This is a genomic window from Paractinoplanes globisporus DSM 43857, from assembly GCF_000379645.1.
GTDB lineage: Bacteria > Actinomycetota > Actinomycetes > Mycobacteriales > Micromonosporaceae > Actinoplanes > Actinoplanes globisporus.
Window position 1 is genome coordinate 50,162 of sequence record NZ_KB903322.1, and the last position, 24,120, is coordinate 74,281.

Here is a 24,120-nt window from a genome sequence, read left to right on the forward strand (position 1 = left end):
ACTCACCGGGAGGCCGCGCGGCGACGCTGGCCGGGGGTTGATAGCGTCGTCGCCGCACGATGATCAGCGCGTGGCTGGGACGCCGAGGAGTCCGCATGGGTCTGTGGGACAAGCTCAAGGGTGAGCTGATCGACATCATCGAGTGGCTCGACGACAGTCGGGACACCATCGTCTGGCGGTTCCCCCGGTACGAGAACGAGATCAAGATGGGCGCCAAGCTCATCGTCCGCGAGTCGCAGGCCGCCGTCTTCGTCAACGAGGGGCAGGTCGCCGACGTCTTCACGCCGGGCACGCACACCCTGACGACGCAGAACATGCCGATCCTGTCGACCCTCAAGGGCTGGAAGTACGGCTTCGAGTCGCCCTGGAAGGCCGAGGTGTACTTCGTCAGCACCCGGCAGTTCACCGACATGAAGTGGGGCACCCAGAACCCGGTCATCGTGCGCGACCCCGAGTTCGGCGCGGTCCGCCTGCGCGCGTTCGGCGCGTTCGCCATGCGGGTCGCCGACCCGGCCGCGTTGCTGCGCGAACTGGTCGGCACCGACCCGCAGTTCCGCACCGAGGAGGTCCAGGAGTACCTGCGCCAGCTGGTGGTCAGCCACCTCGGCAGCGCCCTGGCCACCGCGAACGTGCCGATGCTCGACCTGGCCGCCAAGCAGCAGACGATCGGCGCCAGCCTCGCCACCGTGCTCACCGACGAGCTCGCGCCCAGCGGCATCGCGATCCCGAGATTCATCATCGAGAACATCTCGGTGCCGCCGGAGGTCGAGGAGGCCCTCGACAAGCGCACCTCGATCGGCGTGGTCGGCAACCTGGACAGCTACACCAAGTTCCAGGCGGCGAACGCGATGGAGGACGCCGCCAACAACCCGGGCGGGGCGGGCGAGGCGTTCGGTTTCGGCCTCGGCATGGCCGCGGGCCAGCGGGCGACCCAGGCGATGAACACGCCGGCCAGTGCCCCGCCGCCGACCGGGCCGCCGCCGCTCCCGGCCACGGCCGAATGGTTCGTCGGCGTCAACGGGCAGCAGCAGGGTCCGTACGATCAAAGTGGTCTTGCCGGTCTGGCCGCGAGCGGAACGCTGCGCCGCGAGACGCTGGTCTGGAAGAACGGCATGGCGGCGTGGACCGCCGCCGGCCAGGTCGCCGAGCTGGCCGGCGTGTTCGCCCAGGTGCCGCCGCCGCTCCCCCCGCAGGGCTGACCCGCCGATGAGCCAGACGCAGTACCCGTGTTCCAACTGCGGGGCGAACGTCGAGTTCGCGCCGGGCACGACCGTCCTCAAATGCCCGTACTGCGGCGCCGAGACTCCACTCGCGCCCACCGGGCGGCACATCCGCGAGCATTCGTACGCCGAGTTCGCCGGTCTGCCTCGCAAGCCGATCTCGGCGCTGGCGCCGCACGCCTTCACCTGCCAGGGCTGCGGCGCCGTCACCCAGAGCGACAAGATCTCCGACCGCTGTCAGTTCTGCGGAGCGCCGCTGGTCGCCGACGTCTCCCCGGCCGACCAGGTGGTGCCCGAGGGCGTGCTGCCGTTCGTGGTCGACCGGTCCGCCCTGCGCGAGGCGCTGAAGGGCTGGGCGTCCTCGCGATGGTTCGCCCCGAACAGTCTCAAGAAGGTGACCGCGGCGGAGTCGTCGCACAGCACCTACCTACCCCATTGGACGTACGACGCCCGCACGGTCTCCAACTACTGGGGCGAGCGGGGCGACCACTACTGGGTCAGCGAGACGTACACGGAGAACGGCGAGACCAAGACCCGCCAGGTGCAGAAGACCCGCTGGCGGCCGGCGAGCGGCGTGGTGTCCCGCGACTTCGACGACGTACTGATCACCGGCACGACCCGGGTCACCACTCAGCACCTGGACAAGCTCGAGCCGTGGCCACTGCCGGAGTCCGAGCCGTACCGCCCGGAGTACCTGGCCGGTCACGACACCCTGCGCTACGACGTCGAGCCGGAGAACGGCCTGGAGACGGCGAAGGCCCGGATGGCCCCGGTCATCGAGCAGGACTGCCGCGACGACATCGGCGGCGACGAGCAGCGCGTGCAACAGGTGCAGACCCAGTACGGCGACGTGACCTTCAAGCTCATGCTGCTGCCCGTCTGGATCGCCTGCTACCTGCACGCCGGCCACACCTACAACATCATGGTCAACGGCCGCACGGCCGAGGTGGTCGGCGAACGCCCCTACAGCGCCGCGAAGATCACCCTCGCCATCGTCGCCGCGCTCCTGCTCATCACCGCCATCGTCGTCGCGATCGCGATGAGCAAATAGCTCGTTACATCGGACTTATTCCCGTAAAGCATCTGATTTCGCTGTATTCCAGAAATACGCCTGTTTCCAGCGTGTAATACATATTGCACCGCGCGGGCCGGTGTCGGTTGACCACGGGAGTGGACATGTACGACGCCGGCCAGATCTTCCCAGGTCACGGCGTCCGGACGGGCGGGCATCAGCGCTGAGGATCCCTGCTCGTGACCGGACCGCTCTCTCCTGAGCGCCGTGCATGCTTGCGCGCCGTCATCACCGCCCACACTGCCGACCGCACACCGAACCGGTGCGAGCTACCCAGGGCAGCAACGAGATCCGCGAGCGTGGCGCGATCCTGCGCCGGCACCAGCCGGACGATGATGAGAATAGGCAGCACGGCCGACAGGAGTTGCGAGACGGCCACCGCCACGATCAGGAAGCTGATCAGGAAGATCGTAAAGAACCCGTTCGCGGTGGACAGACCGGCCGACGTGCCCGCCGGCAGCGCGAGCGACGTGGACGTCTCGTGCGTGGTCATGGCGACCGGTCGGATCACCGGCTCCGCGTCCGCGGTGGACGCCCTTGCTACGGCGGCGATCAGGAGGAGAGCCACGCCGGCCGCGAGAAGCCCGGCGAAAAGCAGGACGCCCCGGAGCAGAGCGTCGAGAGCGGCGAGGACCAGGCGGACGGTCAGCAGCCCGAAGAGGCAAACAAACAGGATCAGGCAGAAGACGACGACGTGAGCAGGGTTTATGCTCATGGTGGACCCTCCGATCAAGGTTTACGGCTGAGATGGGGCTGGTTCCGCCGGAGAGCAGGGGTCCTCGGGTCTCGCGGCCAAACGATCACCTGAGGACGTCTGCCTCTCTGCGGACGAGGTACTGGCCTCGGCGCGTAGCGCGCCAACCTTCGTGAGACTCCCTTGTGTGACGACCACCTCTGTGCTTCATGATTTCGACGCTTCCTGGCTATCAGTAGACGCGTCGAACATCTATGATCACAACTGAACTTCAATAATATTTCCGGTAGTTGATAGATATCAGGATTGCCTCTAAGATGATGGCCTCGTGCCGGTTCTGGTGAGCCGACAAGACCCCGTCCCTGGGAGCTGATTACCGTGGCAGAGCCGTCCGTTGACGAGCTGCCCGAGTTGGCGCGCCGCCTGCGCCAGCTCCGCATGGGTCACGGGGACAAGGCGGTTACGCAGCGCATGGTGGCCGAGGCTCTCGGCGGCGGGGGGAGGCCCCTGGCGCAATCGTTGATCTCGGGCTGGGAGAAGGGAACCTTCGCGCCGCCCCCGGAACGCCTCCGTGAGATCGCCACCTTCTATGCCACGAAGCGGTCCGTGGCCGGCCGGTCCCCGAGGCTCCTGGCGGATCACGAGCTCACGCCCGAGGAGAAGAACGCTCGGGACGAGTTGTTCGACGAGCTGACGGCGCTCCGTGCCGACGTCGGCAATCGCCTCGAGGCGGCCGGCAACGCTCCCATCCGATTCGACTGGGCATTTCCTGGGACCGCGTCCGTCCGAGTCGTTTGCGGAAAACTGGATCATCCCGCTCATCCCTATACCGACCTCAACAACAAGAACTATTCGGATCTTTTGACCTTCGCCGATCCGGATGCGCTGGTCGAGCTCTACGGACACATCCGAAAGGTCAACCCCGACACCGACGTCCGCTATCGGAGGTCGGACCGGCTTGCGGGCGTGGACTCGTCCGACGAGCTGGCCAGCCATCTTGTGCTGCTCGGGGGCATCGGATTGAACGCACTCACTGACCGCATGCTGGCAGCGTCAGGTCTGCCGATCCGGCAGAAGGAACATCCCGCCCTCTCAGAGGGGGAGATCTTCGAGGTCGACGACGGCGTGCAGAAGATCGAATTTTTCCCGAGGGAGTCGGACGACAAACTCCTGGAAGACGTGGGCCTGATCGCCCGAATGCCCAATCCGCTGAACTCGTCTACTACGCTGACCCTCTGCAACGGCGTCTACGCGCGCGGAGTGCTCGGCGCCGTCCGGACCCTCACCGACGATCAGCTGCGCAGACAGAATGAAGCCTGGCTCGCGGAGCGATTCAGCGGTGCGGCACGGTTCGCCATACTGATGCGGGTACCGGTGGTGCTGGACAAAGCAGCGACACCCGACTTGACGACCGAAGCGACGCGGCTGTACGAGTGGTGTGATCAAAGGTGATTAGCCCGCCCCGCGCAGCCTGGAGAGGGCCGGTTGATCCTTGTCTGATCAAGGTCTCCACCAGACGAAACCGCCGACCGCTGTCGTTCATCACCACTCCCATGCCACCCTTCTCCGGGGGCACCGCCCAAACGGCCGGCGCGGACTGGACGCGATCATCGTGTCGACGAACCGGCCGGCCATCAACCTCAAACCGGCTTTCGTGCTCGGCGCAACGCTCGGCGTGCCGGTCGCCGCGATGTGCAGTGGCGAAACTCGATCCGACGACGTTCGGGCGGTCGCGAGGCAAACCGGAACGGACGTCATCGTCTTCGAGTTCGGAGACATGAAAGAGATGCCATTCGCGGAGTTGAGGACGGCCAGCGCATCGGCCGCCCGCCTGGTCGGCACACACGGCGATCTGGGGATCAAGCGGAATACGGGCCTGGTCCTGGGGCGGCTCGCCGGCTGGCGGAGCGTGCTGTTCCTCGATGACGACATCTACGAGCTGGATCCCAGGATCGTCGAAACGGCGGTTGCTGGGCTGGAGCATCACACGGCGGTCGGCATGCCCGCGCTGTCGTTCCCCGACAATTCCGCCGTGTGTCACGCCTATGGTCTGGGTGTGGGCGGCCAGGATGTCTTCGTCAGCGGCTCGGCATTGGCGGTCGACATCCGTTCGGCCGACTCCTTCTTCCCCAGCATCTACAACGAGGACTGGTTGTTTCTGACGCCGCATCTCGACCGGCGAAGAGTATCGTCCTTCGGCAATGTCAGACAAAAGACCTATGCGCCATTCGGGGACCCGCAGCGAGCGGAGAAGCAGGAATTCGGCGACGTCCTGGCCGAAGGTCTCGTGGGATATCTGCATTCGGCTCGGCTCCTGGACGGCCCATCGATCGGTTACTGGGCTGCGTTCCTCGAGCGACGCGCGGAACTGATCTCTGATGCCCGTCGCGGCTGTGTGGCGGCGATGCCGAAGAACACCGACGCTGGCGCCGCCTTGGTGGCGCTCGACGCCGCGGAGCGCGTGCGGTCCAAGATCTCCGCTGCCCAATTGGCGAATTATGTCCGAGCCTGGGCCGGCGACCTGCAAGAATGGCGCCGATTTCTCCTCACCGTGCCCCGCCTGGGGACGGTGGAGGAATCGATCACCTGGTTGGAGATACCAGCGAAGACCGTCACCGCCGAACGGGCTTTCCGTTTGTTTCTCCGGGACGGGCGTGCCAGCTGACCCGACTCGGCCTCATTGAATAGACCCCTTCACGGAGTAGGCCTTGATGCTTGAACAAAGTCGTTCGGAGCCGGAACCGGGATCGCCCGACGGTTCTCAACCGGTGATTCCCGCTGGCGCGCTGACCCTTCGTCCGTGGCGGGAAAGCGACGCCGCGCAAGTCAGCAAGGCCTTCTCCGACCCTGACATCCGGGAGTGGCACCTGCTCTCGTTCGATGACGAGGTCGACGCCGCGCAATGGATGGGCCTCTGGCATGAGAAGTGGCGACAACGGTCGGCTGCCGCGTGGGCCATCACCCGGAACTCGCAGCCGGAGACCGTCCTCGGCCAGGTGGCTTTCCGCGCCCTCTACCTGGATGCCGCCATGGCCGAGTGCTCCTACTGGGTGATCCCCGACTATCGTGGGGAGGGCATCGCGGCTCAGGCCACGTACGCGCTGAGTGACTGGGCGTTCGAGAAGCTCGGCCTGCGCCGCCTCGAGATCGTGCATTCCGTTCGTAACCACCGGTCGTGCCGCGTGGCTCACGACGCCGGTTTCACGGTGGAGGGCATCAAGCGCAGCTTGCAGCGCTATGAGCAAGGTGGTTACCACGACATGCATCTCCACGCGCGCGTGCGACCAGCCGATACCCCCGCGCGGGCGTGGGACAGGGCCTTGTTGGGACTCGTCTCCCACGTCCGGCTCTGGACGGCGGCTTCGCTGGTCAGCGCCGCATGTGCGCTTCTGACGCTGGTCTACCGATACGCTGCCCTCCTCCCCCTGGCAATGGTTGCCGCAGTCCTCCTGATGCGCATCAACGTCGCCTACTGGCCGTTTCGGAAACGCTCCCGTTTCCGGCCCGTCGAGGCCGGCTCGCACAACTTTCTGCACCGGTAGCGCCGGCTATCGGCTGCAGCGGCGGCGTCACACAGGGCGGATCCGGCCCGATTCGATAGCCCGGAGCTTGTCCGGGTTGGCGACGTTGTGGATGGCGGTGATCCGGCCGTCGGCGCCCACCTCGAACGTGACGGTCGCGATCACCCGGTCGGGCGAGCGGAAGACCAGGCCGTACGAGCCGTTGATCTCGGCCAGGGACGCCCGCATGTCGGCGGGGGCCACGCCCTGGTAGGTGACCGTGCCGAGGGCGCCGAACCACGCGGCGACCGTGGCGGCGCCGGTGATCGGGCGTAGTGCCTGACGGACCTTGCCGCCGCCGTCGGTCCACAGGGTCACGTCCGGGGAGAGCAGCTCCAGCAGGGCGTTCACGTCGCCACCGGAGGCGGCCGCGAAGAAGCGCTCGGTCACCTCGCGCTGCTGGGAGCGATCGGCCGTGAAGCGGGGACGCCGGGCCTGCACGTGGTCGCGGGCCCGGTGCGCCGCCTGCCGTACCGACTCCTCGGAGCGGCCGACCGCAGCGGCGATCTCGGCGTGGCTGAAGTCGAAGACCTCGCGCAGGACGAAGACGGCGCGCTCCAGGGGGCTGAGCGTCTCGAGGACCACCAGCATCGCCATCGAGACCGAGTCGGGATCGGCCGGCGAGGCGGTCGGGATCGGCTCGGGCAACCAGGGTCCCACGTAGACCTCCCGCCGACGCCGGGCCTCGCGCAGACGGGCCAGGGCCTCGTTGGTGACGATCCGGGCCAGGTACGCCTTCGGGTCGGCGACCTGCGACCGGTCGGCCGACCGCCAGCGCAGCCAGGCGTCCTGGACCGCGTCCTCGGCGTCGGCCGCGCTGCCGAGGACGCGGTAGGCCACCGCGAACAGGAGGTTGCGGTACTGATCGAACGGATCGGTCATGACCGTTTTCCGTGCGGCCAGATCGCGGCCGAGGCGGGCAGGCGCTTCATGCGGCGGTAGGTGGGCCAGGGCGACGCGGTCACGAACTCTTTGTAGCCGGCGGCGAGCCGGCCGGTCAGGTAGAACCGCCGGGGGCTGTCGTCGCCGTGGGTGAACTGCACGACACCATCGTGGCGGCCGAGGCTGACGGGCGTGTGGTAGTAGCCGAAACGGAACGGCTTGGGCTGCTTGCCGCGCAGCTCCCGCAGGATCGAGATCGCGGCATGCACGCCGGTCGGCATCCCGCCCTGGCAGGTTCCATGCATGATCCCGTACGGCTGGCGGACCGCGGCCGCGTCGCCGACGGCGTACACGAAGGGGTGTGAGACCGAGCGCAGCGAGGCGTCGGTGACGACTCGCCCGCGCTCGTCGGTGGTCATCCCCGCCGCCAGCGGCGACACCCGGGTGCCGCCGGCCCAGAGGAACAGGTCGGCGGGCAGGGTTTCGCTTTCCAGTTGTACGCCCTGCGGCAGCACCTTCGTGATCTCGCCGCGGACGCGACGGACGCCGAGCCGGTCGAGGGCCCGGTGTAGATGGGCCCTGGCCGAAGCATTCATCGACGCTCCGGGATCGGCCCGGCCAACCAGCGTGACCGTCAGCGATGGAAAGCGCGACGCGATCTCGGCGGCCGACTCGATGCCGGTCAGGCCCGTCCCGCCGATCACCACGTTCGCCGCGCCGGCCAGCCGCGACGCCAGCAGCGAGGCCGAGACCGGATCGTTGAGCGTGAACGCGTGCTCGTCGGCCCCGGGAACGGACGCGGTGTCGGCGACGGCGCCCAGAGCGTACACCAGGATGTCGAATTTGATCTTGGTGTCCTCGAGCGAGACCGTGCGCGCGCCGAGGTCGACGCCGGTGACCCAGCCCGGCCGGAAGTGCGCGCCGGTGCCTTCCAGGAGGGTGGGAATCCGCAGGTCGGCGACCGATTGGCCGGTCGCGGTCAGCGGCAGCCGGAGCCGCTCGGTGAAGCGGTCGCTCGCGTTGACCAGCGTCACCCTGATGTCGTCGTCGCGGCGCGTGCGGGCCGCCAGTTGCATCGCCGCCGCCATGCCGGCGTATCCGGCGCCCAGAATCACGATGTCAGTCATGCCCGCGAGATGGCGGCCGGCCCCGCGACCGTGACCAGACGTGACCGACGCCACTCAGGCCGCGCGGGCGGACTGCTCCGCGTACTCCTCGACGCCGTCGCCGCCCCGGCGCTTGACCTGGTACATCGCCTCGTCGGCGCGGCGCAGCGCCTCGGGCAGATCGGCGGCGTAGGCGGCCGCGATCCCGACACTCACGGTCGCCGGGCAGTCGGGGATCCGCCGGACCGCCGCGACCATGCGCTCGGCAATCCGCCGAGCCTCGGCCGCGCCCACCCCGGGCAGCAGCGCGGCGAACTCGTCCCCGCCCAGGCGGGCCAGCAGATCGCCGTCGCGGATCTGGGCCGACAGCGCCGCGGCGATCGCCCGCAGGGCCGCGTCGCCGGCCGCGTGACCGGCCGTATCGTTGATCTGTTTGAACTTGTCGGTGTCGATGAGCAGCACGGTGACCAGGTCGGCCGGGTGCGTCTGGGCCTGCCGGACGGCCAGGTCGAACGCTCCCCGGTTGGCGACGCCGGTGAGCGCGTCCAGCGCGGCGGCCCGGGCGGCCTGCTCGTGCTGGATACGCAGCAGCTCGAGCGACTTCATCGTTCCGACGGTCTGCAGGGTGCGCAGCCGCTGCCGCCAGAGGGCGCCCGCGAGCGTGTCGCCGTAGGAGAGGCCGACGGTCGCGTCGGCCGAGCCGCTCGCGGCCAGCAGCACGGCCCGGGTCCGGTGCGTGGACGCCTCGATCAGCCAGCCGGAGTCCGGGGGCAGCGCCGCCACCGCCCGCTCGATGACCTCGAGGGCCTCGTCGTGGCGTCCCGAGCGGCGCAGCGCCACCGCGTGGAACGGTCGCGAGTAGGCGAGCGCGGTCGGGCTGACGCCGCGCGCCTCCAGGACGGCGAGGGCCTCGGCGATCTCGACGGCCGCGCCGGCCGGGTTGTGCCGGTCGGCCTTCGCGCACGCCGCGGCCAGCATCGCGTGGTCCCGCCAGGCCGGCGCGTCCGGCCCGTCCGCCTCGGCCGCCGCCCGCAGCGCGTACCGCTCGGCCTCGGCGGTGTGGCTCTCGGCCGCCGCCACCTCGCCGATCTGGTAGAGCTCGAGCGCCCAGAACAGGTGCAGCTCGGCCTGGTTGGACAGCCACATCGCCCGGTTGCCGCTGCCGGGCGGGCTCATCTCGTACGCGGCGTCGTACTGCGCGCCGACCAGCTCGTAGAGGCGCAGCTCGAAGTACCCGATGGCGACGGCGACCCGGGCGTTGACCGCGGCGATCGGCTCGGTCTCCTCGACCACGAGGATCTCGGCGGTGACCAGGTCGTGCAGGACACCGTCCGCGTCGTAGCCGGTCTCCCCCAGCCGCAGCACGTGCGACGCCCGGGTCGCGAGCGCGCAGGCGTGCCACCCGGGGCTGCCCTCCCGCTCGGCGGCGCGGGCCATCAGGTCGAGCGCGGGCAGCGGCGCGTGCGGGTCGCCGAGGTTGGCCAGGGCGATCGCCCGCACGAAGTGCATGCCGGCCGGCCCGTCGGCGATGTTTCCGGTGTACTGGCGCAGGACTGACTCGGCCTCGTCGAGCGCGGCCCGGGCGTGCCCGCTCTGCGCCCGCTCGAGCAGCCGCGCCGCCCGTCGCGTGGTCTCGGTCATCGGCCCTCCCGACGCGCATAATCGGCAGCCGCGCGCCGGGTGGGAGCCAAATGTCAGTTGAATGAGAGGATCTTGTTGATCAGACCACCGCCCGGGAAGTCGAGCATGAGCGCGCCGGTCCGGGTCACGGGCGTGTGCACGTCGGGGCCCTCGTTGAGGTAGATCAGCAGGAACGGGTCGACGCCCTGGACTCCGAGCGCGCCGCCGGCGACCTGCTGGGGCTGGGCGAAGATGCTCGCGCCGCTGGCGAAGTTCACGTACATCCTCGCGGGGTCGCCGGCGCTGGTCGCGTCCAGGAAACGGCGTACCTGGTCGCGTTTGGTGGCGATCGCCCCGACATTCGGCACGTTGTAGTTGTCCTGCACGTAGGTGGAATTACCGTCATTCCAATCGCCGAACTGCGCGAGCCCGTAGCCGGCGAACCTCCCGCCGTGCGCGCCGTTCATGACAACCAGAACGACCTTTCCCCGTACGCCGCCCAGCGTGGGCATTGCGGCATCGCCCGACACGCTCGGCGTCCAGAACAAGCCCGGATATTTCTGAACATATGCGTTGAAGATGGCCGAGAAGGAGTTTTGTCCGGTGGCGTCGGAGCAGGAGCCGATCTCGCCGGTGCACTCCTGCTTGAGCCGCATCAGCACGGTCTCGCCCGGGTGCGCGCTCAGGAACGCCGAGAGCCGCCCGAGGACGTCGTCGAAGTTCGCGTTCTGGTACGTGGCGCCGTGGTGGATCGTGAACGTGTTGCCGGCGTTCACCCGCGCCCTGATGTCGATCATCCGGATGCCGGCGGTCAGCTGGGCGGCGAGCGTGCCGCCGCTGTCGCCGAAGTCCTCCTGGGCCTGCGTCCACGCCCCGCCGTGGATCGCCATGGTCTCGTGGGTGCCGGGGATCGACAGGCTCGCGAGGCTCCGCGAGTCGGCGAGACCGCGCATCCAGTCGGGATTGCCGGCACTGCTCAGGGTGCGGTAGGAGGAGTCGGCGGCCAGCGCGGGCTGCGGCGCGGCGACGACGAGGACGGCGATCAGTGCTCCGATGGCGGCGGCACGCTTCATGGCGGGAAAGATATCGATCAATGCGGGGGCGCGGAAGCACCCTGCCTTGACGTACCGTTCACAGTGCCCTCCCGGCGTCAGGAGCCGCCGATGTTCGAGAAATTCAGTGATCGGGCGCGCCAGGTCGTGGTCCTGGCGCAGGAGGAGGCGCGCCTCCTCTCGCACAACTACATCGGGACCGAGCATCTGCTGCTCGGCGTGATCGACCAGGGCGACAGTGTGGCCGCCGCCGCCCTGGACGACTTCGGGCTGACCGCCGAGCCGGTCCGCGCCGAGGTCGAGGCGTCGATCGGGCGCGGGCTCGAGCCGCCCGGCCCCCACATCCCGTTCACGCCGCTGATCAAGAAGTCGCTCGAGCAGGCCATGCGCGAGTCGAAGCGGTACGGAGACGGCCGGATCACACCCGCCCACCTGCTGCTCGGCCTGCTCGCGTTCACCGAGAGCTCCGCGGTCCGCCTGATCAGCAAGCTCGGCCAGGACCCCGAGCTGGTCCGCCGCCGGGTGCTCGAGCTCATCGGCGGCGCCCGGCCCGACGAGCCCGCCGAGATCCCGGAGCCACCCGAGCCCGTGTCCCTGCTGACCGCGGCCGCCCAGGTCACCTCGCCGGGCCCGGCGGTCGGATTCGCCCGGGCCGTGCCCGCGCTCGACCGCTACGCGCGCAACCTCGACGAGGCCGCCCGGCTCGGCCGGCTCAACCCGGTCGCCGGCCGCGACCAGGAGATCGACCGGCTCGTCCGCGTCCTGAGCCGCCGCACCCGCAACAACGCGATCCTGACCGGCGAGCCCGGCGCGGGGCGCATGGCGATCGCCGAGGGACTGGCCCAGCTGATCGCGCGCGGTGACGCGCCGCGCCACCTGCGCGACAAGAAGCTGTACGCGGTGGAGTTCGGCCTGATCGCCGTCGGCGCGTCCGATCGCTCCGAGGCCGAGTGGCGGGTCGCCTCGCTGCTGACCGCGATCCGCGAGCGCGGCGACGCGATCGTGGTGACCGAGGAACTGGCGCCGTTCGAGGGCATGCCCGGCGACCACGGCCCCCTGCTCGGGGTCTTCGTGCGGACCGCCCTGGAACGCCAGGAGCTGCAGCTGATCACGACCGCCACGCCCGAGTCGCTGCGCGCCCGCACGACGGCCGACCCGCGGCTGGCCGCCCAGGTGCAGACGGTCGACGTGCGCACTCCCGACGCGACCGCCGCGGTGGACATGGTGGGTGCCGCGACGGCACGTCTCGAGTCTCATCATCACGTACGCGTCGGCGAGTCGGCGGTCGGCCTGGTGATCGAGCTGGCGACCGGCACGTTGCCGGGCGCGGCGATCGACCTCCTCGACGACGCGTGCGCCGGAGTGCCCGAGGGAGGAGAGGTCGGCGAGGCGGACGTCCGCGCCGCCGCAGGACGCCTGCGCGAGACCTAGACCGGCGGCCGTGACGGTCCCGCCGCGCGCCGGCACTCCTCCAGCCGGCGGCGCGTGGACTGCAGCCGGTCGCCCATCACGTGCAGGAACCGGGTGGCCAGCTCGTACCCGAGGGCGGGATCACGCCGGCCGAGTGCCCGCACGCTCGGACCGTCGAAGGCCAGGCAGTTCGTCGTCGTGACGGCAACCGCGCCGAAGTGCCAGAGATAGGGCGGGAAGAGCCACGACCAGCCGAGCACCGAACCGGGCCGGAGGGTTTCGAACACGATGTTGTCCTGGCCCTCGACCTCGCTGTCCAGGTACACGCTGCCGCTGGAGATCAGCCAGAACCGATCGGCCGGGGCGCCCTGGTAGCAGACGCGGTTGCCGGCGTGGAACATCGACCCGGCGGCCAGGGGCGCGAGCTGGACGAGCTGGAATTCGGTCAGCCCGGTCAGGAACGGTTGTTCGGCGAGCGTCTCGATGCTGGGAAACATGACGACTCCTGACGACGATGCCTCCGGTCGTCCCACCCATGCGGGCTCCCTCAGCCAACCAGGCCCGCCGTCCGTCCGGTCAGGGCCGTACGGCCGCCGGGCCCGGGACCTCCGTCCCGGACTTCGCGGCCGGGATTGCCGGTGACGTGACGTCACAGCGGACACTGCCACGGTGCGCAGGCCACGACGATCGGCGATCTGGCGCCCACCGGCGGCTAGGCTGGCCTCGTGGAGATCCGGCAGGTCGGTGCCGCGCGGCTGCCCGACGTGGGCGCCCTGTTCCAGGGCACCGCGACGACCCGCGGCTGCTACTGCATGTGGTTCCTGCTGTCCAGCAAGGAGATGGACACGGGCTGGACGGGCGGCAACCGCGACCGCTTCGAGGCCCTGGTGCGGGAGTCGGGCGAGCCGTTCGGGGTGCTCGCCTACGACGACGAGGGAGAACCGCTGGGCTGGTGCGCGATCGGCCCGCGCTCCCGCTACGGCCGCGTGCTGCGCTCCCCGCTGATGACCGGCCGCGACCCGGCCGAGGACGACGGCGTCTGGATGGTTCCGTGCTTCTTCGTCCGGGTCGGCGCCCGCCGCGCCGGCACGACCGAGCATCTGCTGAAATCCGCCGTCGAGGCCGCCGCCGCGCACGGGGCCACCGCCGTCGAGGGTTTCCCGCTGGCCGGTCCGGGCCCGCACCGCGACGACCGCTACCTGGGCACCGAGGGTCTTTTCGCCGCGTGCGGCTTCCACGCGATCGCCCGCCCGTCGCCGCGGCGCGTGGTGATGCGCCGGGCCCTTGTTTGATAACCGGGCCCCGGCACGGCAGTATGCACGGGTGCGGCGCGACCGGATTGCGATCTTTGCTGTGGCTGCGGCAGTGATCCTCGGCGGCGGAGGCCTCATCGCGGTGGGGCTCGGCGGCAAGGACGGCACCAGCAGCCTCTCCCCCAGCTCGCTGATCCGCGGTGACTCTCCGTCGCCCAAAGGATCACCGTCACCGACCGGGCCCAGCCCCGAGGAGCTGGCGAAGGCCGAGCGGGCCAAGCGGGTCACCCAGCTCACCGCCGCACTCAAGAAGCTCGACGCGACCAGCCCCGAGTTCTCGGTCGCCGTGCTCGACAAGAAGACCGGGCAGACGTACGCGTACCGCGGCACCGTCAAGTACGACACCGCGAGCATCGTGAAGGCGCAGATCCTGGCCTGCATGCTGCTGCACGACCAGGACGCCGGCCACGACCCCCCCTCGGGCGAGATGGCCCTGGCCAAGCCGATGATCCGGCTCAGCGACAACAACGCCGCCACCTCGCTCTTCCAGCACGTCGGCGCCAAGTCCGGCGTCACGAAGTGCAACAAGCGCCTCGGCCTCACCGCCACGGCCGTCAACAGCTCGTGGGGCCTGACCCGCACCACGGCCGACGACCAGATCCGCCTGCTCTCCGAGCTGGTCGACACCAAGGGCCCGCTCGACGCCGACTCGCGCAAGACCGCCTTCACCCTGATGAACACGGTCAGCGAAGAGCAGGAGTGGGGCATCCCGTCGATCGCCAAGTCCGGCGAGACCGCCACGGTCAAGAACGGCTGGGACACCCGCTCGGCCGACGGCGGTCTCTGGGCCATCAACACCATCGGCCGGGTCACCACCGCCGACGGCGACGTGAACGTCTCGGTGGCCGTGCTCTCGCACGACAACAAGTCGATGGACTCCGGCGTCGCCCTCGTCCAGCAGGTCGCCAAGCTGACCCGCCAGTACCTCAAATACTGACGGGCCGGCCCGGCCGTCCGGGTCTAGAAGCCGGACCAGCGGATCCCGGTCACCAGATGGTACGAGCCACCGGTGCTCGCGGTCGCGCTGACCTTGTAGGACGTGCCCCTCAGGACGCCGTTCCGGTATCCGCTCCACGCGGAGTACCAGGCGTAGTAGCCACCCGCGCCGAGCGGGTAGGTGCCGCTGGGGATCCAGCCGTCGTTCGTGAAGCGCGCGTTGTACGCGTAGCTGACCAGCATGTTGGCGGCCGAGTCGTTGCACGCGCCGTACCCGACCATGCCCGTGATCTCGGAGCTCGCGACGCCACCCACGTACTGGATGCCGGCGCCACCGGGGTAGACCACGTCGGCGACGTTGTACCACTGGTCGCTGCCGGTGGTGGGAAGCACCTCCTCCGAGCAGCTCACCGCGAGCAGCCCGGCCGGACGCGCCGTCCGGACCGCACCGTCCCGGCCGAGCCGCGCGGCGTCCGCCGGCTGCGCCCGGACCAGTTCCATCGGCGCGGCGGTCCCGCCGGGCGCCAGGGCCAGGAAGATCTCCAGTGGCGTGAGTCCCTGGGCGACCAGGCCGGCGACCGGTGAGCCGGTGCGCATGGTGCCGTGCTCGCGGATGGCGATCAGCGGCTGCCCGTCCGGCCCCGGCTCGGACAGGAAGGTCACCGTGGCGCCCCCGCTGGTGAGGGTTCCGACTTCGCTCGCGTGCCGCCCGGCCGGTGCCGCGTTCGCGGCGGAGGGCGCCAGGGCGAGACCGGCCAGCGTGCCGGCCAGCAGGACGACGACCGCGCCCAGCCGTCCTCGTGATGTGAATTTCATGGATGAGGCTGCGCTTTCTGTCGGGCCGTCCCTGGTGGTCCGGCCGTGGTTGCGGCGACTGTCGATCGCCACGGAAAGCGTCGCCGTTCTCGCGAAGCGGGGCCTGAGTAGTGCTTACTCAACTGTGGACGAGGCGTCCGGCTGAGTAGGCTCGTTCGATCGTGGGAGGTGCCATGGGCGCGTTGTTCAACGAGATCGGGGACGCGGCAACGCTCCGGACCGCGGTCAATCTGCTCTACCAGCGGGTGCTGGCCGACCCGGAGCTGGCGCCCTGGTTCGCCGGTGTCGACATGCCCCGGCTGCGAGCGCACCAGCTGGCGTTCCTCGCCGGCGCGCTCGGCGGGCCGAACCTGTTCAACGGCCGGGACGTCGCCACCGCGCACGCCGGGCTGAAGATCACCGATGAGGCGTTCGACGCCCTGATCGGCCACCTGGCCACCGCCCTGCGCGATCTCGGCAGCGCCCCGGCCGCGGTCGACCGGCTGGTGCGGCGGCTCGAGACGTGGCGCACGGCGGTGGTCGAGAGCCCGGGGGCAGCGGTCATTTCGCCAGCTGGAGCGCCGCCCGCAACTCCACCCGCGAGCTGACGCCGAGCTTCTGATATCCGGCGCGCAGGTGATTGTCGACCGTCCGGACCGACAGCACCAGGCGCTCGGCGATGTCCCGGCTCGGCAGGCCGGCGGCGGCCATCATCGCGATCTCCCGTTCCCGGGCCGTGAGAGGCTCGACGCTGCCGGCGGCGAGAAGCGCGGGAGTGCAGGCGCCCTCGCAGCGGCGGGAGAGCGCCGTCGCCCGGGCCAGCAGGGCGGCGGCCTTCCGGGGCGAGCCGGCCGCCCGGGCGGTCCGGGCGGCGTCCGCGGCCACCTCGGCGGCGAACAGCACCGCGCCCATGCCGTCGAAGGCGTTGACCGTCTCGACGAGCCCCGCGACGTCCCGCTCGACGCGGGCGGTGGCATGGGCGGCCCGAGCCGTCACCAGCGGGCTGCGCCCGGCCGCGGCCAGCTCCACCAGATGCGGAGCGGCCCGGTCCGGCCGTCCCAGCCGGGCCACGTCGTGCCAGAGCGCCGCGGCCACGGTGGACTGCCCGCGCCGCCGCGCCTCGTCGCCACCCGCCTCGAGCAGCCCGATCGCGGTCCGGAGATCCCCCTCGGCGGCCGACAGCCAGGCATCCGCGACGACCCGCCAGGCGCCGGCGGGCCCGGCGGCCGGGGGCAGCTCCGTCCACGCGGCCCGGGCCGCGGCCACGTCGCCGAGCCAGGCCGCGGCGACGGTCAGGCCGCACAGGGCGAGCTGCCGCTGGCTGTCGAGGCCGTAGGAGCGCGCCCCGCTCACCACGTCCCGGTACAGCCGGAACGCGCTGCGCGGCCGCCCGGCCAGCAGGTACACCCCGGCCAGCCGGGACCCGGCCGCGCAGGCGGAGCGGTCCAGCCCGTCGTCGAGCGCCTGGGCCAGGGCCCGCCGGGCGGCCGCGACCGCCTCGTCGAGACGACCGTCCTCGGACAGCGCCAGCGCCTGGGCCATCAGGGGTTCGCTGGCGTGCCGCGCCGCGCCACGGCCCGGGCCGTGCCACTCGGCGACGGCATCGGCCGCCACCGCGACCGCCTCGTCGGTGCGCCCGGCGGTCGCCAGTGCCGGCACGACCGCCATCGCCCAATCGGTGCCCCGCCCGGCGCGCGGTCCGACGCTGTCCAGCTCGGCCAGGGCGGCGGCGGTCTCGTCGGCGTCGCCGAACAGGCCGGCGGCGGCGTACGCCAGCACCTCGTCCTGGCCGGGCAGCGCCCGCCGGGCCGCCCGAAGCACCGCCAGGGCGTCGTCCGGCCGCCCGCAGTGATATCCGAGGATCATGGCCCGGGCCACCGCGAGCCGGGCCGCGACCGGCGGGGCGGCAGGCAGCCCGGCCGCGCGGGTCAGCGTCGACAGCGCCTCGTCCGGCTGGCCCAGCTCGCCCTGGGCCTCGCCGAGGAGCAGCAACAGCTCCGCGCCACCGCTCATCGTCGTGGCGGCGCCGGCCGCCGCACCCGCCAGGCGCTGCACCGCCGGGAAGTCGTGCGCCATCCGGGCCAGCCGCGCCGCACGCAGCAGCAGCCCGGGATCGGCGGTGCCGGTGGCCGCCAGCCGCCACGACGCCACCCGCAACGCGTCCACATTGCCGCCCGGCCGCCGGTCGGCCAGCTCGGCCTGTTCCAGCAGCAGGGCTCGCGCCCGCAGCCGGGACAGCCCGCCGCGAACCACCTCGGCGTACTGCGGATGGGACAGCTCGGCGACCATCCGGCCTCCGGACTCGTCCAGGCGGACCAGGCCGATCTCGTCCAGCCGGGCCAGCGAGCGCCGGTCCGCCTCGTCCGGGAACTCGTCCACCGCGAGCGGATGGCACAGGGCCAGACGCTCCAGCACCGCCCGCTCGGCCGGGTCGGTCACCGTTTCCAGCCGGATGGTCAGCAGGTCGCGCAGGGCCACCGTGGCGGCCGGCGGCCGAGTCAACCGCCAGGCGCCGTTCACCGCGGCGAGCGAGCCGTCCGCCCGCGCGCCGAGCACCAGTTCGCGCAGGTGCAAGGCGTTTCCCCGGCTCGCCCGGTAGAGGCCGGCCACGCAACTGGCGCTCACGGTCCCGCCGAGCACCGCGCCGAGCAGGGCATGGCACTCGCCCCGGCGCAGCAGCGGCACGTCCACGCGGAGCGCCCGGTCCCCGCTCCACAGCCCGAGGAAGGCGTCGGGCACCGCCTCGCCGTCGCGGACGGTGGCCAGGAGCAGGACCGCGCCCGCCTCGACGAGCTGCGCCAGCAAGGCGACCGAGAGCGAGTCCAGCGCCGGCAGGTCGTCGACCAGGAGAACCAGCCGGCGCCCATCGCCCAGCGCCGAGATCACCCGCCGCGCGTACCCGTAGAGCTTGACGAAATCGTCGGTGATGCCGGATGGATCCGCCTCGCCGGCCCGGCCGGGGGCGAGCAGGGCGACCAGGGCACCGAGCGGGATCTGGGCCAGCGAGCGGTTCGCGCTCACCCGGGCCACCGGATGCCCGGCGGCCGCCGCACGGTCGGCGCACTCGTTGCCGAGCCGTGTCTTGCCGACCCCCGACTGGCCGTAGAGCAGCACGGCCGCCGTGTGGCCGGCACCGAGCGCCTCGCCGATGGAGTCCAGAATGGAGGTGCGGCCGACGAACGGCCACCGGCCGACGGCGGTCGCCGACGCCCGGGCCGGTTGTCCGCCCCGCGCCACGCCCACAGGATGCCGCGTCCGGGATGTCGGCACAACGTCTTGGCAAGTCCGGCCGGTGGTGCGATCGTCGAGCTACCGATCGCGCCCGGGGGTGGCTGTGCTGGACGACGCGTACCTCTGGCTCGAGGCTCTTGATTCTCCCGAGGTCCGGCGGTGGGTGGCGGATCGGAACGCGGAGACGTTCGCCGCTCTGGCCGGGTTCGAGCCGACGCGCGACGCGATCCGGCAGGTGCTCGACAACAAGGACCGGATCCCCTACCCCGGCTGGCGTGGCGACGGTTTCTACTACGACTTCTGGACCGACGCCGACCACCCGCGCGGGCTGTGGCGGCGGACCACGCCGTCGCAGTACCGGCTGGACAAGCCCGAGTGGGACGTCCTGCTGGACGTCGACGCGCTCAACGCGGCCGAGGGCGAGAGCTGGACGTGGGACGGCGTGACGGTGCTGCGCCCGGACTACGACCGCTGCCTGATCAGTCTCTCCCGCGGCGGCGCCGATGCCGTCGTGGTCCGCGAGTTCGACCTGCGCGAGCGCGCCTTCGTCGCGGACGGCTTCCGCGTGGCCGAGGCGAAGACCGACGTGAGCTGGATCGACGCCGACCACATCTTCGTGGCGACCGACTTCGGGCCCGGCTCGCTGACCTCGTCGGGCTATCCGCGCGTCGTCAAGCGCTGGCGGCGCGGCACCCCGCTGGCTCAGGCCGAGCTCGTCCACGAGGGACTCGCCGACGACGTCGCGGTGCGGGCCTTCCACGATCCGACGCCCGGGTACGAGCGCGACTTCATCGGCCGGTTCCTGGACTTCTTCCGCTCGGAGTTCTACCTGCTCGCGGCGAACGGCGACCCGGTCGGGATCGACGTTCCCGCCGACGCCCGGTGGGACGTGCACCGGGACTGGCTGCTGATCCGCCCGCGGTCGCCGTGGACGGTCGGCGACGTGACGTATCCGCCGGGCGCGTTGCTGGCCGCCGAGTTCGAGCCGTACCTCAGCGGCCGGCGAGAGCTCCACGTCCTGTTCAACCCGGACGACCACACTTCCCTCAGCGACTGGACCTGGACCCGCAACCATCTGCTCCTGGTCACGATGACCGACGTGAAGACCCGGATCGACATCCTCACCCCGGACCCGGCGGACTGGCGGCGGCGCCCGATGCCCTCCCCGGACGAGTTCGACCACACCTGGATAGTCGACACCGACCCCGACAACGACGACTCGTACCTGATCTCCTCGACGGGCTTCCTCCGGCCGCCCTCGCTCGGCCTGGGCACCGTCGGCGGTGCGGTCACGCTGCTGAAACGGGAACCCACGGCCTTCGACGCGGACGGCATGGAGGTGCGGCAGTTCTTCGCCGTCTCCGCCGACGGCACCCGCGTCCCGTACTTCGTCGTGGGCGGCGCCACGGCCGGGCCGACCCTGCTCACCGGGTACGGCGGCTTCGAGATCTCCATGACCCCCGGCTACGACGGCGTCATCGGCCGCAGCTGGCTGTCCCGCGGCGGGACCTACGCGGTGGCGAACATCCGCGGCGGCGGCGAGTACGGCCCCGCCTGGCACCGGGCCGCACAACGGGAGAACCGGCCCCGGGCGTACGAGGATTTCGCCGCGGTCGCCGCCGATCTGGCCGCCCGGGGCATCACGACGCCGGCGGAGCTGGGCATCCAGGGCGGCAGCAACGGCGGCCTGCTGATGGGCGTCATGCTGACCCGCTACCCGCAGTTGTTCGGCGCGATCGTCGCCACGGTCCCGCTGCTCGACATGCGCCGGTACACCCAACTCCTGGCCGGCAAGTCCTGGATAGCCGAGTACGGCGACCCCGACGACGAGACCGAGTGGTCCCACCTGCGGTCGTTCTCCCCGTACCACGCGGTGCGCCCCGGCCGGCCCTACCCGCCGACCCTGCTGATCACCTCCACCCGCGACGACCGGGTCCATCCCGCTCACGCCCGCAAGATGACCGCCCGGCTCCGCGAGTACGGCTACGACGTCTCCTACTACGAGAACGTGGAAGGAGGCCACGGCGGCGCCGCCGACAACGAGCAGCACGCCACCCTGTGGGCCCTGACGCTCGAATTTCTCTGGCGAAAACTCACGCCGCCTAGGCCCGGCGGATAGGCCGCCACCGTATTCTCGGAGGGCTTGTCCGGGAAGGGGGACCCATGCGGATCACCGTGCTGGGCGCGGGTTCGTGGGGTACCACGGTCGCGTCCGTTCTCACCCGCCGGGATCACGAGTCGCTGATCTGGGCGCGCAGTCCGGCCGTGGCCGACGAGGTCAATGCCAAGCACACCAACGAGCGGTATCTCGCGGGCTTCCCGCTGCCGGGCCGGCTCCGGGCCACCGCGGACCTCGCCGAGGCGGCGGCCCACGCCGAGCTGCTCGTCGTCGGCGTGCCCACCGGGGCGTTCCGCGACACCCTCGAGCTCGTCCGGCCCGACCTGCACCCGTGGATCCCCGTGGTGAGCCTCAGCAAGGGCCTGGAACGCGACTCGTTGTCGCGGATGACCGAGGTGATCAAGGAGGTGCTGCCGGGACACCCGGCCGCGGCGCTCACCGGCCCCAACCTGGCCAAGGAGATCATGGCGGGCATGGCGGCGGCCACGGTGATCGCCACCGAAGATCTGACCGTCGCCGCGGAGATCCAGCGAGTGTTCCGCCGCGGGCTGCTGCGCGTGTACACCAACCACGACGTGATCGGCTGCGAGGTCGGTGGCGCGCTGAAGAACGTCGTGGCGATCGCCACGGGCATCGCTCAGGGCCTCGGCGTCGGCGACAACACCCGGGCCGGGGTGATCTCCCGCGGACTGGCCGAGCTGACCACCCTGGCCGTCGCGATGGGCGGCGAGCCGGCCACGCTCGCCGGGCTGGCCGGGATGGGTGACCTGGTGGCGACCTGCATCAGCCCGCACAGCCGCAACCGGCACGTCGGCGAGCAACTCGGCCGCGGGCGGAGCCTCGACGACATCCTCGCCGAGATGGGGCAGGTCGCCGAGGGCGTCAAGACGGTTCACGCCGCCGTCCGGCTGGCCGACCAGCACGGGCTGGCCATGCCCATCACCCGCACGATCCACCGGGTCGTCACCGGCGACATCACCGCCGAGCGGGCCTACGACGGCCTGTTGCGTGCCCACCCGGCCGGGCACGAGTCCGAGCCCGGGTGACGATCGATTTCGGGCGGCGGCAGATTCCGTTTGGGGGCCTCAACCACCCGCCGCGGCGGCCTCGGTGTTCCACATGCTGATGACCACGCCGAGCACGAACACCTGCAGCGCCGGCGTGAGGGCCGGCAGCTCGACGGCGATGTCGCCACCCCAGAAGCTGGTCTTGCGTACCGAGCCGACACGGGTCTCGCCGAGGACCAGTTCCTGCTCGCTGCCCCAGAAGGACTTGCGCCGGAAATGATAGGTCTGACCGGCGGCCTCGACGGTCCACCGCTTGCGGCCCACCCGGTCGGCCGACGCGACCACCGCCTCGGCGTCGTCGATCATCGTGTACTTGTTGTGCCAGGCGTTGGAGCGGACCCGGAAGCGCCGCCCGTCCAGCTGGAACTCGCCGCCGCCCTTCCAGACCGAGCTGTCCCACACGGCGATCTCCCGGCCCCGGTCCGTCACGCTGTAACGAGATCGCCACACGCTGATCTTCCGAGCTTCCATACGATCAGGGTAGGACCGGGATACGAGACCGAGCGCTCGCCCGCCGGCCGGCCTCAGCCGAAGCCGGGCCGGCGTACCGCCTGCTTGGTCAGCTCGCGGTTTCGCGCCTGGTCGCCGCCCAGGTCGGACGTCGACGCCACGATCGTCACCAGGTCGCCGCGCCGGGCCACCCCGTAGTACCAGCCCGGATAGGTTCCCGGCGGGCCCGCGCCGACGTAGACGAGCATGCTCTCGTCGCCGGCGAAACCGGACGCCACGATCGACGTCCGCCAGTCACCGGGCGTTGCCGGCAGGGTGTAGTGCCCGCACCCGGTCACCCGGGCCCGGACCTGACTCATCAGCTCCGCCGCCCCGCCGTCGCGGAACCGGGCCACCGTCTGGTACCCGGAGACCTCCGGGCCGCCGGTGAACGTGCGCAGCCGGCCCGCCGTGCGTTTCGCGTCGGCCGGGTAGTCGGCCGCCCGGCACAGGTCCAGTGCCGCGGTCTCGCCCTGGGACCGGTCCGGCACCGGGTACCCGGGCACGTCCGCGGTCTGAACGAAACAGCGGCCGAAGTCGGTGGCGCGCAGCATCAGCCCGGCCGGGAGTGCCGGTCCGGCCGGCCGCGGCCCGTCGTACGGGAAAACCTGCACCTCGTCGCAGCCGGGCCGGACCACCGCCGAGCCGGTCGAATCCGGAGTGGACGGAGAGCCGGTGGTCGGGGCCGGCGACGGCACCGAGATCGACGGCACCGGGGTCAACGACGGCGGCACGGGCGGAGACGGGTCAGCGAGGATCACCCCGGCGCCGGCCGACACGCCCGCCACCGCCACGACGACCGCGACCAGCCCGAGTACGGCGCGGCGCCGGCGACGCCGATCAGCGGTGCGGCGCAGTTCGGTGGCCGGGGGCAGCATGGCGTTGTCCGTGTCCGTGCGCAGCGCGGAGAACATCCGGTCCAGGTCAGCCGACATCGTTCGCCTCCGGCATCAGGTCGTTCGGCTCCAGCGCGAGGTCGCCGAGGATGACGGCGAGCCGGGCCCGGCCCCGGGACAGCCACGCCTTCACGGTTCCGGTCGCCGCGCCGGTCTCCGTCGCGATCTGGTCGACCGAGAGGTCACACAGGTAGTGCAGGGCCACCGCCCGCCGCTGGTCGACCGGCAGCCGGCGGAGCGCGCCGACCAGCAGCACCGTGTCCTCGCTCGGCGGCCCGATGTCGCCCGGCGGCTCGGTCCGGGCCAGCGCCAGCCCGCGCACCCGCAGTCGCCGCCAGCGGTCGGTGGCCAGCCGGGTGAGCACGAGACGCACCCAGCCCTCCGGCTGCTCGTACCCGGCCAGCCGCCGCCATCGCAGCCAGGCCCGTACGTACGCCTCCTGCAGCAGGTCCTGCGCCTCGCCCAGATCTCCGGTCAGGGCATAGGCGTAGCGCAGCATCCGGGACGAGGTCATCCGGTAGAACTCGTCGAACCCGTCCGCGTTCCGCATCCCCTCCGCCTCTCCCTCGACACTTCAGGACACGGCGCCCGGCCACGGCCGGTTGCAGCGACCGGCCTGAATGGCGCCGAGAACTACGGAGAGTGCTCACCGACCCCC

The 24,120-nt window shown here is 71.2% G+C and carries 22 protein-coding genes; 11 read left to right on the plus strand and 11 right to left on the minus strand.

Annotated features, from left to right (window positions below; genetic code table 11):
• The first annotated feature begins 95 nt into the window (after positions 1 to 95).
• Positions 96 to 1,199 (plus strand): SPFH domain-containing protein, encoded by a 1,104-nt coding sequence (locus A3CQ_RS0134705; RefSeq protein WP_020515555.1) that lies wholly within the window; start codon positions 96 to 98, stop codon positions 1,197 to 1,199.
• A gap of 7 nt (positions 1,200 to 1,206) precedes the next feature.
• On the plus strand, positions 1,207 to 2,271 hold the full coding sequence (locus A3CQ_RS0134710) for a TFIIB-type zinc ribbon-containing protein (RefSeq protein WP_020515556.1): 1,065 nt from the start codon (positions 1,207 to 1,209) through the stop codon (positions 2,269 to 2,271).
• Positions 2,272 to 2,449: 178 nt separating this feature from the next.
• Here A3CQ_RS0134710 and A3CQ_RS0134715 read toward each other — a convergent pair whose 3' ends face one another.
• The gene (locus A3CQ_RS0134715; RefSeq protein WP_157296704.1) at positions 2,450 to 3,025 is read right to left on the minus strand and encodes a hypothetical protein; all 576 of its coding nucleotides are present in this window, start codon (positions 3,023 to 3,025) and stop codon (positions 2,450 to 2,452) included.
• A 339-nt stretch (positions 3,026 to 3,364) separates the two neighbouring features.
• Between A3CQ_RS0134715 and A3CQ_RS0134720 the strand changes: the two genes are divergently transcribed.
• From A3CQ_RS0134720 to A3CQ_RS55115, 3 genes are all read left to right on the plus strand, one after another.
• Positions 3,365 to 4,438 (plus strand): helix-turn-helix domain-containing protein, encoded by a 1,074-nt coding sequence (locus A3CQ_RS0134720; protein WP_020515558.1) that lies wholly within the window; start codon positions 3,365 to 3,367, stop codon positions 4,436 to 4,438.
• A gap of 160 nt (positions 4,439 to 4,598) precedes the next feature.
• Complete coding sequence (locus A3CQ_RS55110) at positions 4,599 to 5,651, plus strand: hypothetical protein (RefSeq protein WP_051115442.1); 1,053 nt, start codon at positions 4,599 to 4,601, stop codon at positions 5,649 to 5,651.
• A gap of 46 nt (positions 5,652 to 5,697) precedes the next feature.
• Entirely contained in the window at positions 5,698 to 6,528 is an 831-nt protein-coding gene (locus A3CQ_RS55115; RefSeq protein ID WP_245577475.1) for a GNAT family N-acetyltransferase, read from the plus strand.
• A gap of 27 nt (positions 6,529 to 6,555) precedes the next feature.
• Here the strand turns inward: A3CQ_RS55115 and A3CQ_RS0134735 are convergent, their stop codons facing one another.
• The 4 genes from A3CQ_RS0134735 to A3CQ_RS0134750 are packed head-to-tail and all read right to left on the minus strand — an operon-like array spanning position 6,556 to position 11,227.
• Positions 6,556 to 7,428, minus strand: a complete 873-nt coding sequence (locus tag A3CQ_RS0134735; RefSeq protein ID WP_020515561.1) for an RNA polymerase sigma-70 factor — start codon at positions 7,426 to 7,428, stop codon at positions 6,556 to 6,558.
• Positions 7,425 to 8,555 (minus strand): NAD(P)/FAD-dependent oxidoreductase, encoded by a 1,131-nt coding sequence (locus A3CQ_RS0134740; protein WP_020515562.1) that lies wholly within the window; start codon positions 8,553 to 8,555, stop codon positions 7,425 to 7,427. The genes A3CQ_RS0134735 and A3CQ_RS0134740 overlap by 4 nt, the downstream gene beginning before the upstream one ends.
• Positions 8,556 to 8,609: 54 nt before the next feature.
• Entirely contained in the window at positions 8,610 to 10,175 is a 1,566-nt protein-coding gene (locus tag A3CQ_RS0134745; RefSeq protein ID WP_020515563.1) for a GGDEF domain-containing protein, read from the minus strand.
• A 53-nt stretch (positions 10,176 to 10,228) separates the two neighbouring features.
• Entirely contained in the window at positions 10,229 to 11,227 is a 999-nt protein-coding gene (locus tag A3CQ_RS0134750; RefSeq protein WP_020515564.1) for a phosphatidylinositol-specific phospholipase C, read from the minus strand.
• Positions 11,228 to 11,317: 90 nt separating this feature from the next.
• Here A3CQ_RS0134750 and A3CQ_RS55120 point away from each other — a divergent pair, with 90 nt between their 5' ends.
• Positions 11,318 to 12,637, plus strand: coding sequence for a Clp protease N-terminal domain-containing protein (locus tag A3CQ_RS55120; RefSeq protein ID WP_020515565.1), 1,320 nt, complete (start codon positions 11,318 to 11,320; stop codon positions 12,635 to 12,637).
• Here A3CQ_RS55120 and A3CQ_RS0134760 read toward each other — a convergent pair.
• On the minus strand, positions 12,634 to 13,113 hold the full coding sequence (locus A3CQ_RS0134760) for a Crp/Fnr family transcriptional regulator (RefSeq protein ID WP_020515566.1): 480 nt from the start codon (positions 13,111 to 13,113) through the stop codon (positions 12,634 to 12,636). The two genes, A3CQ_RS55120 and A3CQ_RS0134760, sit on opposite strands and share 4 nt — an antisense overlap.
• A gap of 228 nt (positions 13,114 to 13,341) precedes the next feature.
• On the opposite strand from A3CQ_RS0134760, the gene A3CQ_RS55125 reads away from it, so the two are divergent.
• Both A3CQ_RS55125 and A3CQ_RS0134770 read left to right on the plus strand, forming a co-directional pair.
• Entirely contained in the window at positions 13,342 to 13,908 is a 567-nt protein-coding gene (locus A3CQ_RS55125) for a hypothetical protein (RefSeq protein WP_020515567.1), read from the plus strand.
• A 73-nt stretch (positions 13,909 to 13,981) separates the two neighbouring features.
• Positions 13,982 to 14,866 (plus strand): serine hydrolase, encoded by an 885-nt coding sequence (locus tag A3CQ_RS0134770; protein ID WP_020515568.1) that lies wholly within the window; start codon positions 13,982 to 13,984, stop codon positions 14,864 to 14,866.
• 23 nt (positions 14,867 to 14,889) lie between these two features.
• On the opposite strand, the gene A3CQ_RS0134775 is transcribed toward A3CQ_RS0134770, so the two are convergent.
• Positions 14,890 to 15,681, minus strand: a complete 792-nt coding sequence (locus A3CQ_RS0134775) for a hypothetical protein (RefSeq protein ID WP_020515569.1) — start codon at positions 15,679 to 15,681, stop codon at positions 14,890 to 14,892.
• A gap of 173 nt (positions 15,682 to 15,854) precedes the next feature.
• On the opposite strand from A3CQ_RS0134775, the gene A3CQ_RS55130 reads away from it, so the two are divergent.
• Positions 15,855 to 16,268 carry a group I truncated hemoglobin gene (locus tag A3CQ_RS55130; protein WP_020515570.1) on the plus strand — a complete coding sequence of 138 codons (414 nt, stop codon included), beginning with the start codon at positions 15,855 to 15,857 and terminating at the stop codon, positions 16,266 to 16,268.
• Here the strand turns inward: A3CQ_RS55130 and A3CQ_RS55135 are convergent.
• The gene (locus A3CQ_RS55135; RefSeq protein WP_169516331.1) at positions 16,222 to 18,897 is read right to left on the minus strand and encodes a helix-turn-helix transcriptional regulator; all 2,676 of its coding nucleotides are present in this window, start codon (positions 18,895 to 18,897) and stop codon (positions 16,222 to 16,224) included. The two genes, A3CQ_RS55130 and A3CQ_RS55135, sit on opposite strands and share 47 nt — an antisense overlap.
• A gap of 91 nt (positions 18,898 to 18,988) precedes the next feature.
• On the opposite strand from A3CQ_RS55135, the gene A3CQ_RS0134790 reads away from it, so the two are divergent.
• Together A3CQ_RS0134790 and A3CQ_RS0134795 are read left to right on the plus strand one after the other, a co-directional pair.
• Positions 18,989 to 21,010 (plus strand): prolyl oligopeptidase family serine peptidase, encoded by a 2,022-nt coding sequence (locus A3CQ_RS0134790; protein ID WP_245577468.1) that lies wholly within the window; start codon positions 18,989 to 18,991, stop codon positions 21,008 to 21,010.
• Positions 21,011 to 21,054: 44 nt separating this feature from the next.
• Positions 21,055 to 22,056, plus strand: coding sequence for an NAD(P)H-dependent glycerol-3-phosphate dehydrogenase (locus tag A3CQ_RS0134795; RefSeq protein WP_020515573.1), 1,002 nt, complete (start codon positions 21,055 to 21,057; stop codon positions 22,054 to 22,056).
• Positions 22,057 to 22,095: 39 nt separating this feature from the next.
• Here A3CQ_RS0134795 and A3CQ_RS0134800 read toward each other — a convergent pair whose 3' ends face one another.
• The 3 genes from A3CQ_RS0134800 to A3CQ_RS0134810 are packed head-to-tail and all read right to left on the minus strand — an operon-like array spanning position 22,096 to position 24,012.
• A complete protein-coding gene (locus A3CQ_RS0134800; RefSeq protein WP_063713632.1) occupies positions 22,096 to 22,548 on the minus strand; it encodes a hypothetical protein in 453 nt (150 codons plus the stop codon).
• A gap of 53 nt (positions 22,549 to 22,601) precedes the next feature.
• Positions 22,602 to 23,501, minus strand: a complete 900-nt coding sequence (locus tag A3CQ_RS57990; protein WP_020515575.1) for a hypothetical protein — start codon at positions 23,499 to 23,501, stop codon at positions 22,602 to 22,604.
• Positions 23,491 to 24,012 (minus strand): SigE family RNA polymerase sigma factor, encoded by a 522-nt coding sequence (locus A3CQ_RS0134810; protein ID WP_020515576.1) that lies wholly within the window; start codon positions 24,010 to 24,012, stop codon positions 23,491 to 23,493. Before A3CQ_RS0134810 ends, A3CQ_RS57990 begins: the two co-directional genes overlap by 11 nt.
• Positions 24,013 to 24,120 lie beyond the last annotated feature (108 nt).

Coding starts and splice junctions, on each gene's coding strand:
- A3CQ_RS0134810 (WP_020515576.1), bottom strand. CDS start 24,012: ATGCGGAACGCGGACGGGTTCGACGAGTTCTACCGGATGACCTCGTCC.
- A3CQ_RS0134775 (WP_020515569.1), bottom strand. CDS start 15,681: ATGAAATTCACATCACGAGGACGGCTGGGCGCGGTCGTCGTCCTGCTG.
- A3CQ_RS0134750 (WP_020515564.1), bottom strand. CDS start 11,227: ATGAAGCGTGCCGCCGCCATCGGAGCACTGATCGCCGTCCTCGTCGTC.
- A3CQ_RS0134735 (WP_020515561.1), bottom strand. CDS start 7,428: ATGACCGATCCGTTCGATCAGTACCGCAACCTCCTGTTCGCGGTGGCC.
- A3CQ_RS0134800 (WP_063713632.1), bottom strand. CDS start 22,548: ATGGAAGCTCGGAAGATCAGCGTGTGGCGATCTCGTTACAGCGTGACG.
- A3CQ_RS55120 (WP_020515565.1), top strand. CDS start 11,318: ATGTTCGAGAAATTCAGTGATCGGGCGCGCCAGGTCGTGGTCCTGGCG.
- A3CQ_RS0134795 (WP_020515573.1), top strand. CDS start 21,055: ATGCGGATCACCGTGCTGGGCGCGGGTTCGTGGGGTACCACGGTCGCG.
- A3CQ_RS0134745 (WP_020515563.1), bottom strand. CDS start 10,175: ATGACCGAGACCACGCGACGGGCGGCGCGGCTGCTCGAGCGGGCGCAG.
- A3CQ_RS0134710 (WP_020515556.1), top strand. CDS start 1,207: ATGAGCCAGACGCAGTACCCGTGTTCCAACTGCGGGGCGAACGTCGAG.
- A3CQ_RS57990 (WP_020515575.1), bottom strand. CDS start 23,501: ATGTCGGCTGACCTGGACCGGATGTTCTCCGCGCTGCGCACGGACACG.
- A3CQ_RS0134705 (WP_020515555.1), top strand. CDS start 96: ATGGGTCTGTGGGACAAGCTCAAGGGTGAGCTGATCGACATCATCGAG.
- A3CQ_RS55130 (WP_020515570.1), top strand. CDS start 15,855: ATGGGCGCGTTGTTCAACGAGATCGGGGACGCGGCAACGCTCCGGACC.
- A3CQ_RS0134760 (WP_020515566.1), bottom strand. CDS start 13,113: ATGTTTCCCAGCATCGAGACGCTCGCCGAACAACCGTTCCTGACCGGG.
- A3CQ_RS55115 (WP_245577475.1), top strand. CDS start 5,698: ATGCTTGAACAAAGTCGTTCGGAGCCGGAACCGGGATCGCCCGACGGT.
- A3CQ_RS0134740 (WP_020515562.1), bottom strand. CDS start 8,555: ATGACTGACATCGTGATTCTGGGCGCCGGATACGCCGGCATGGCGGCG.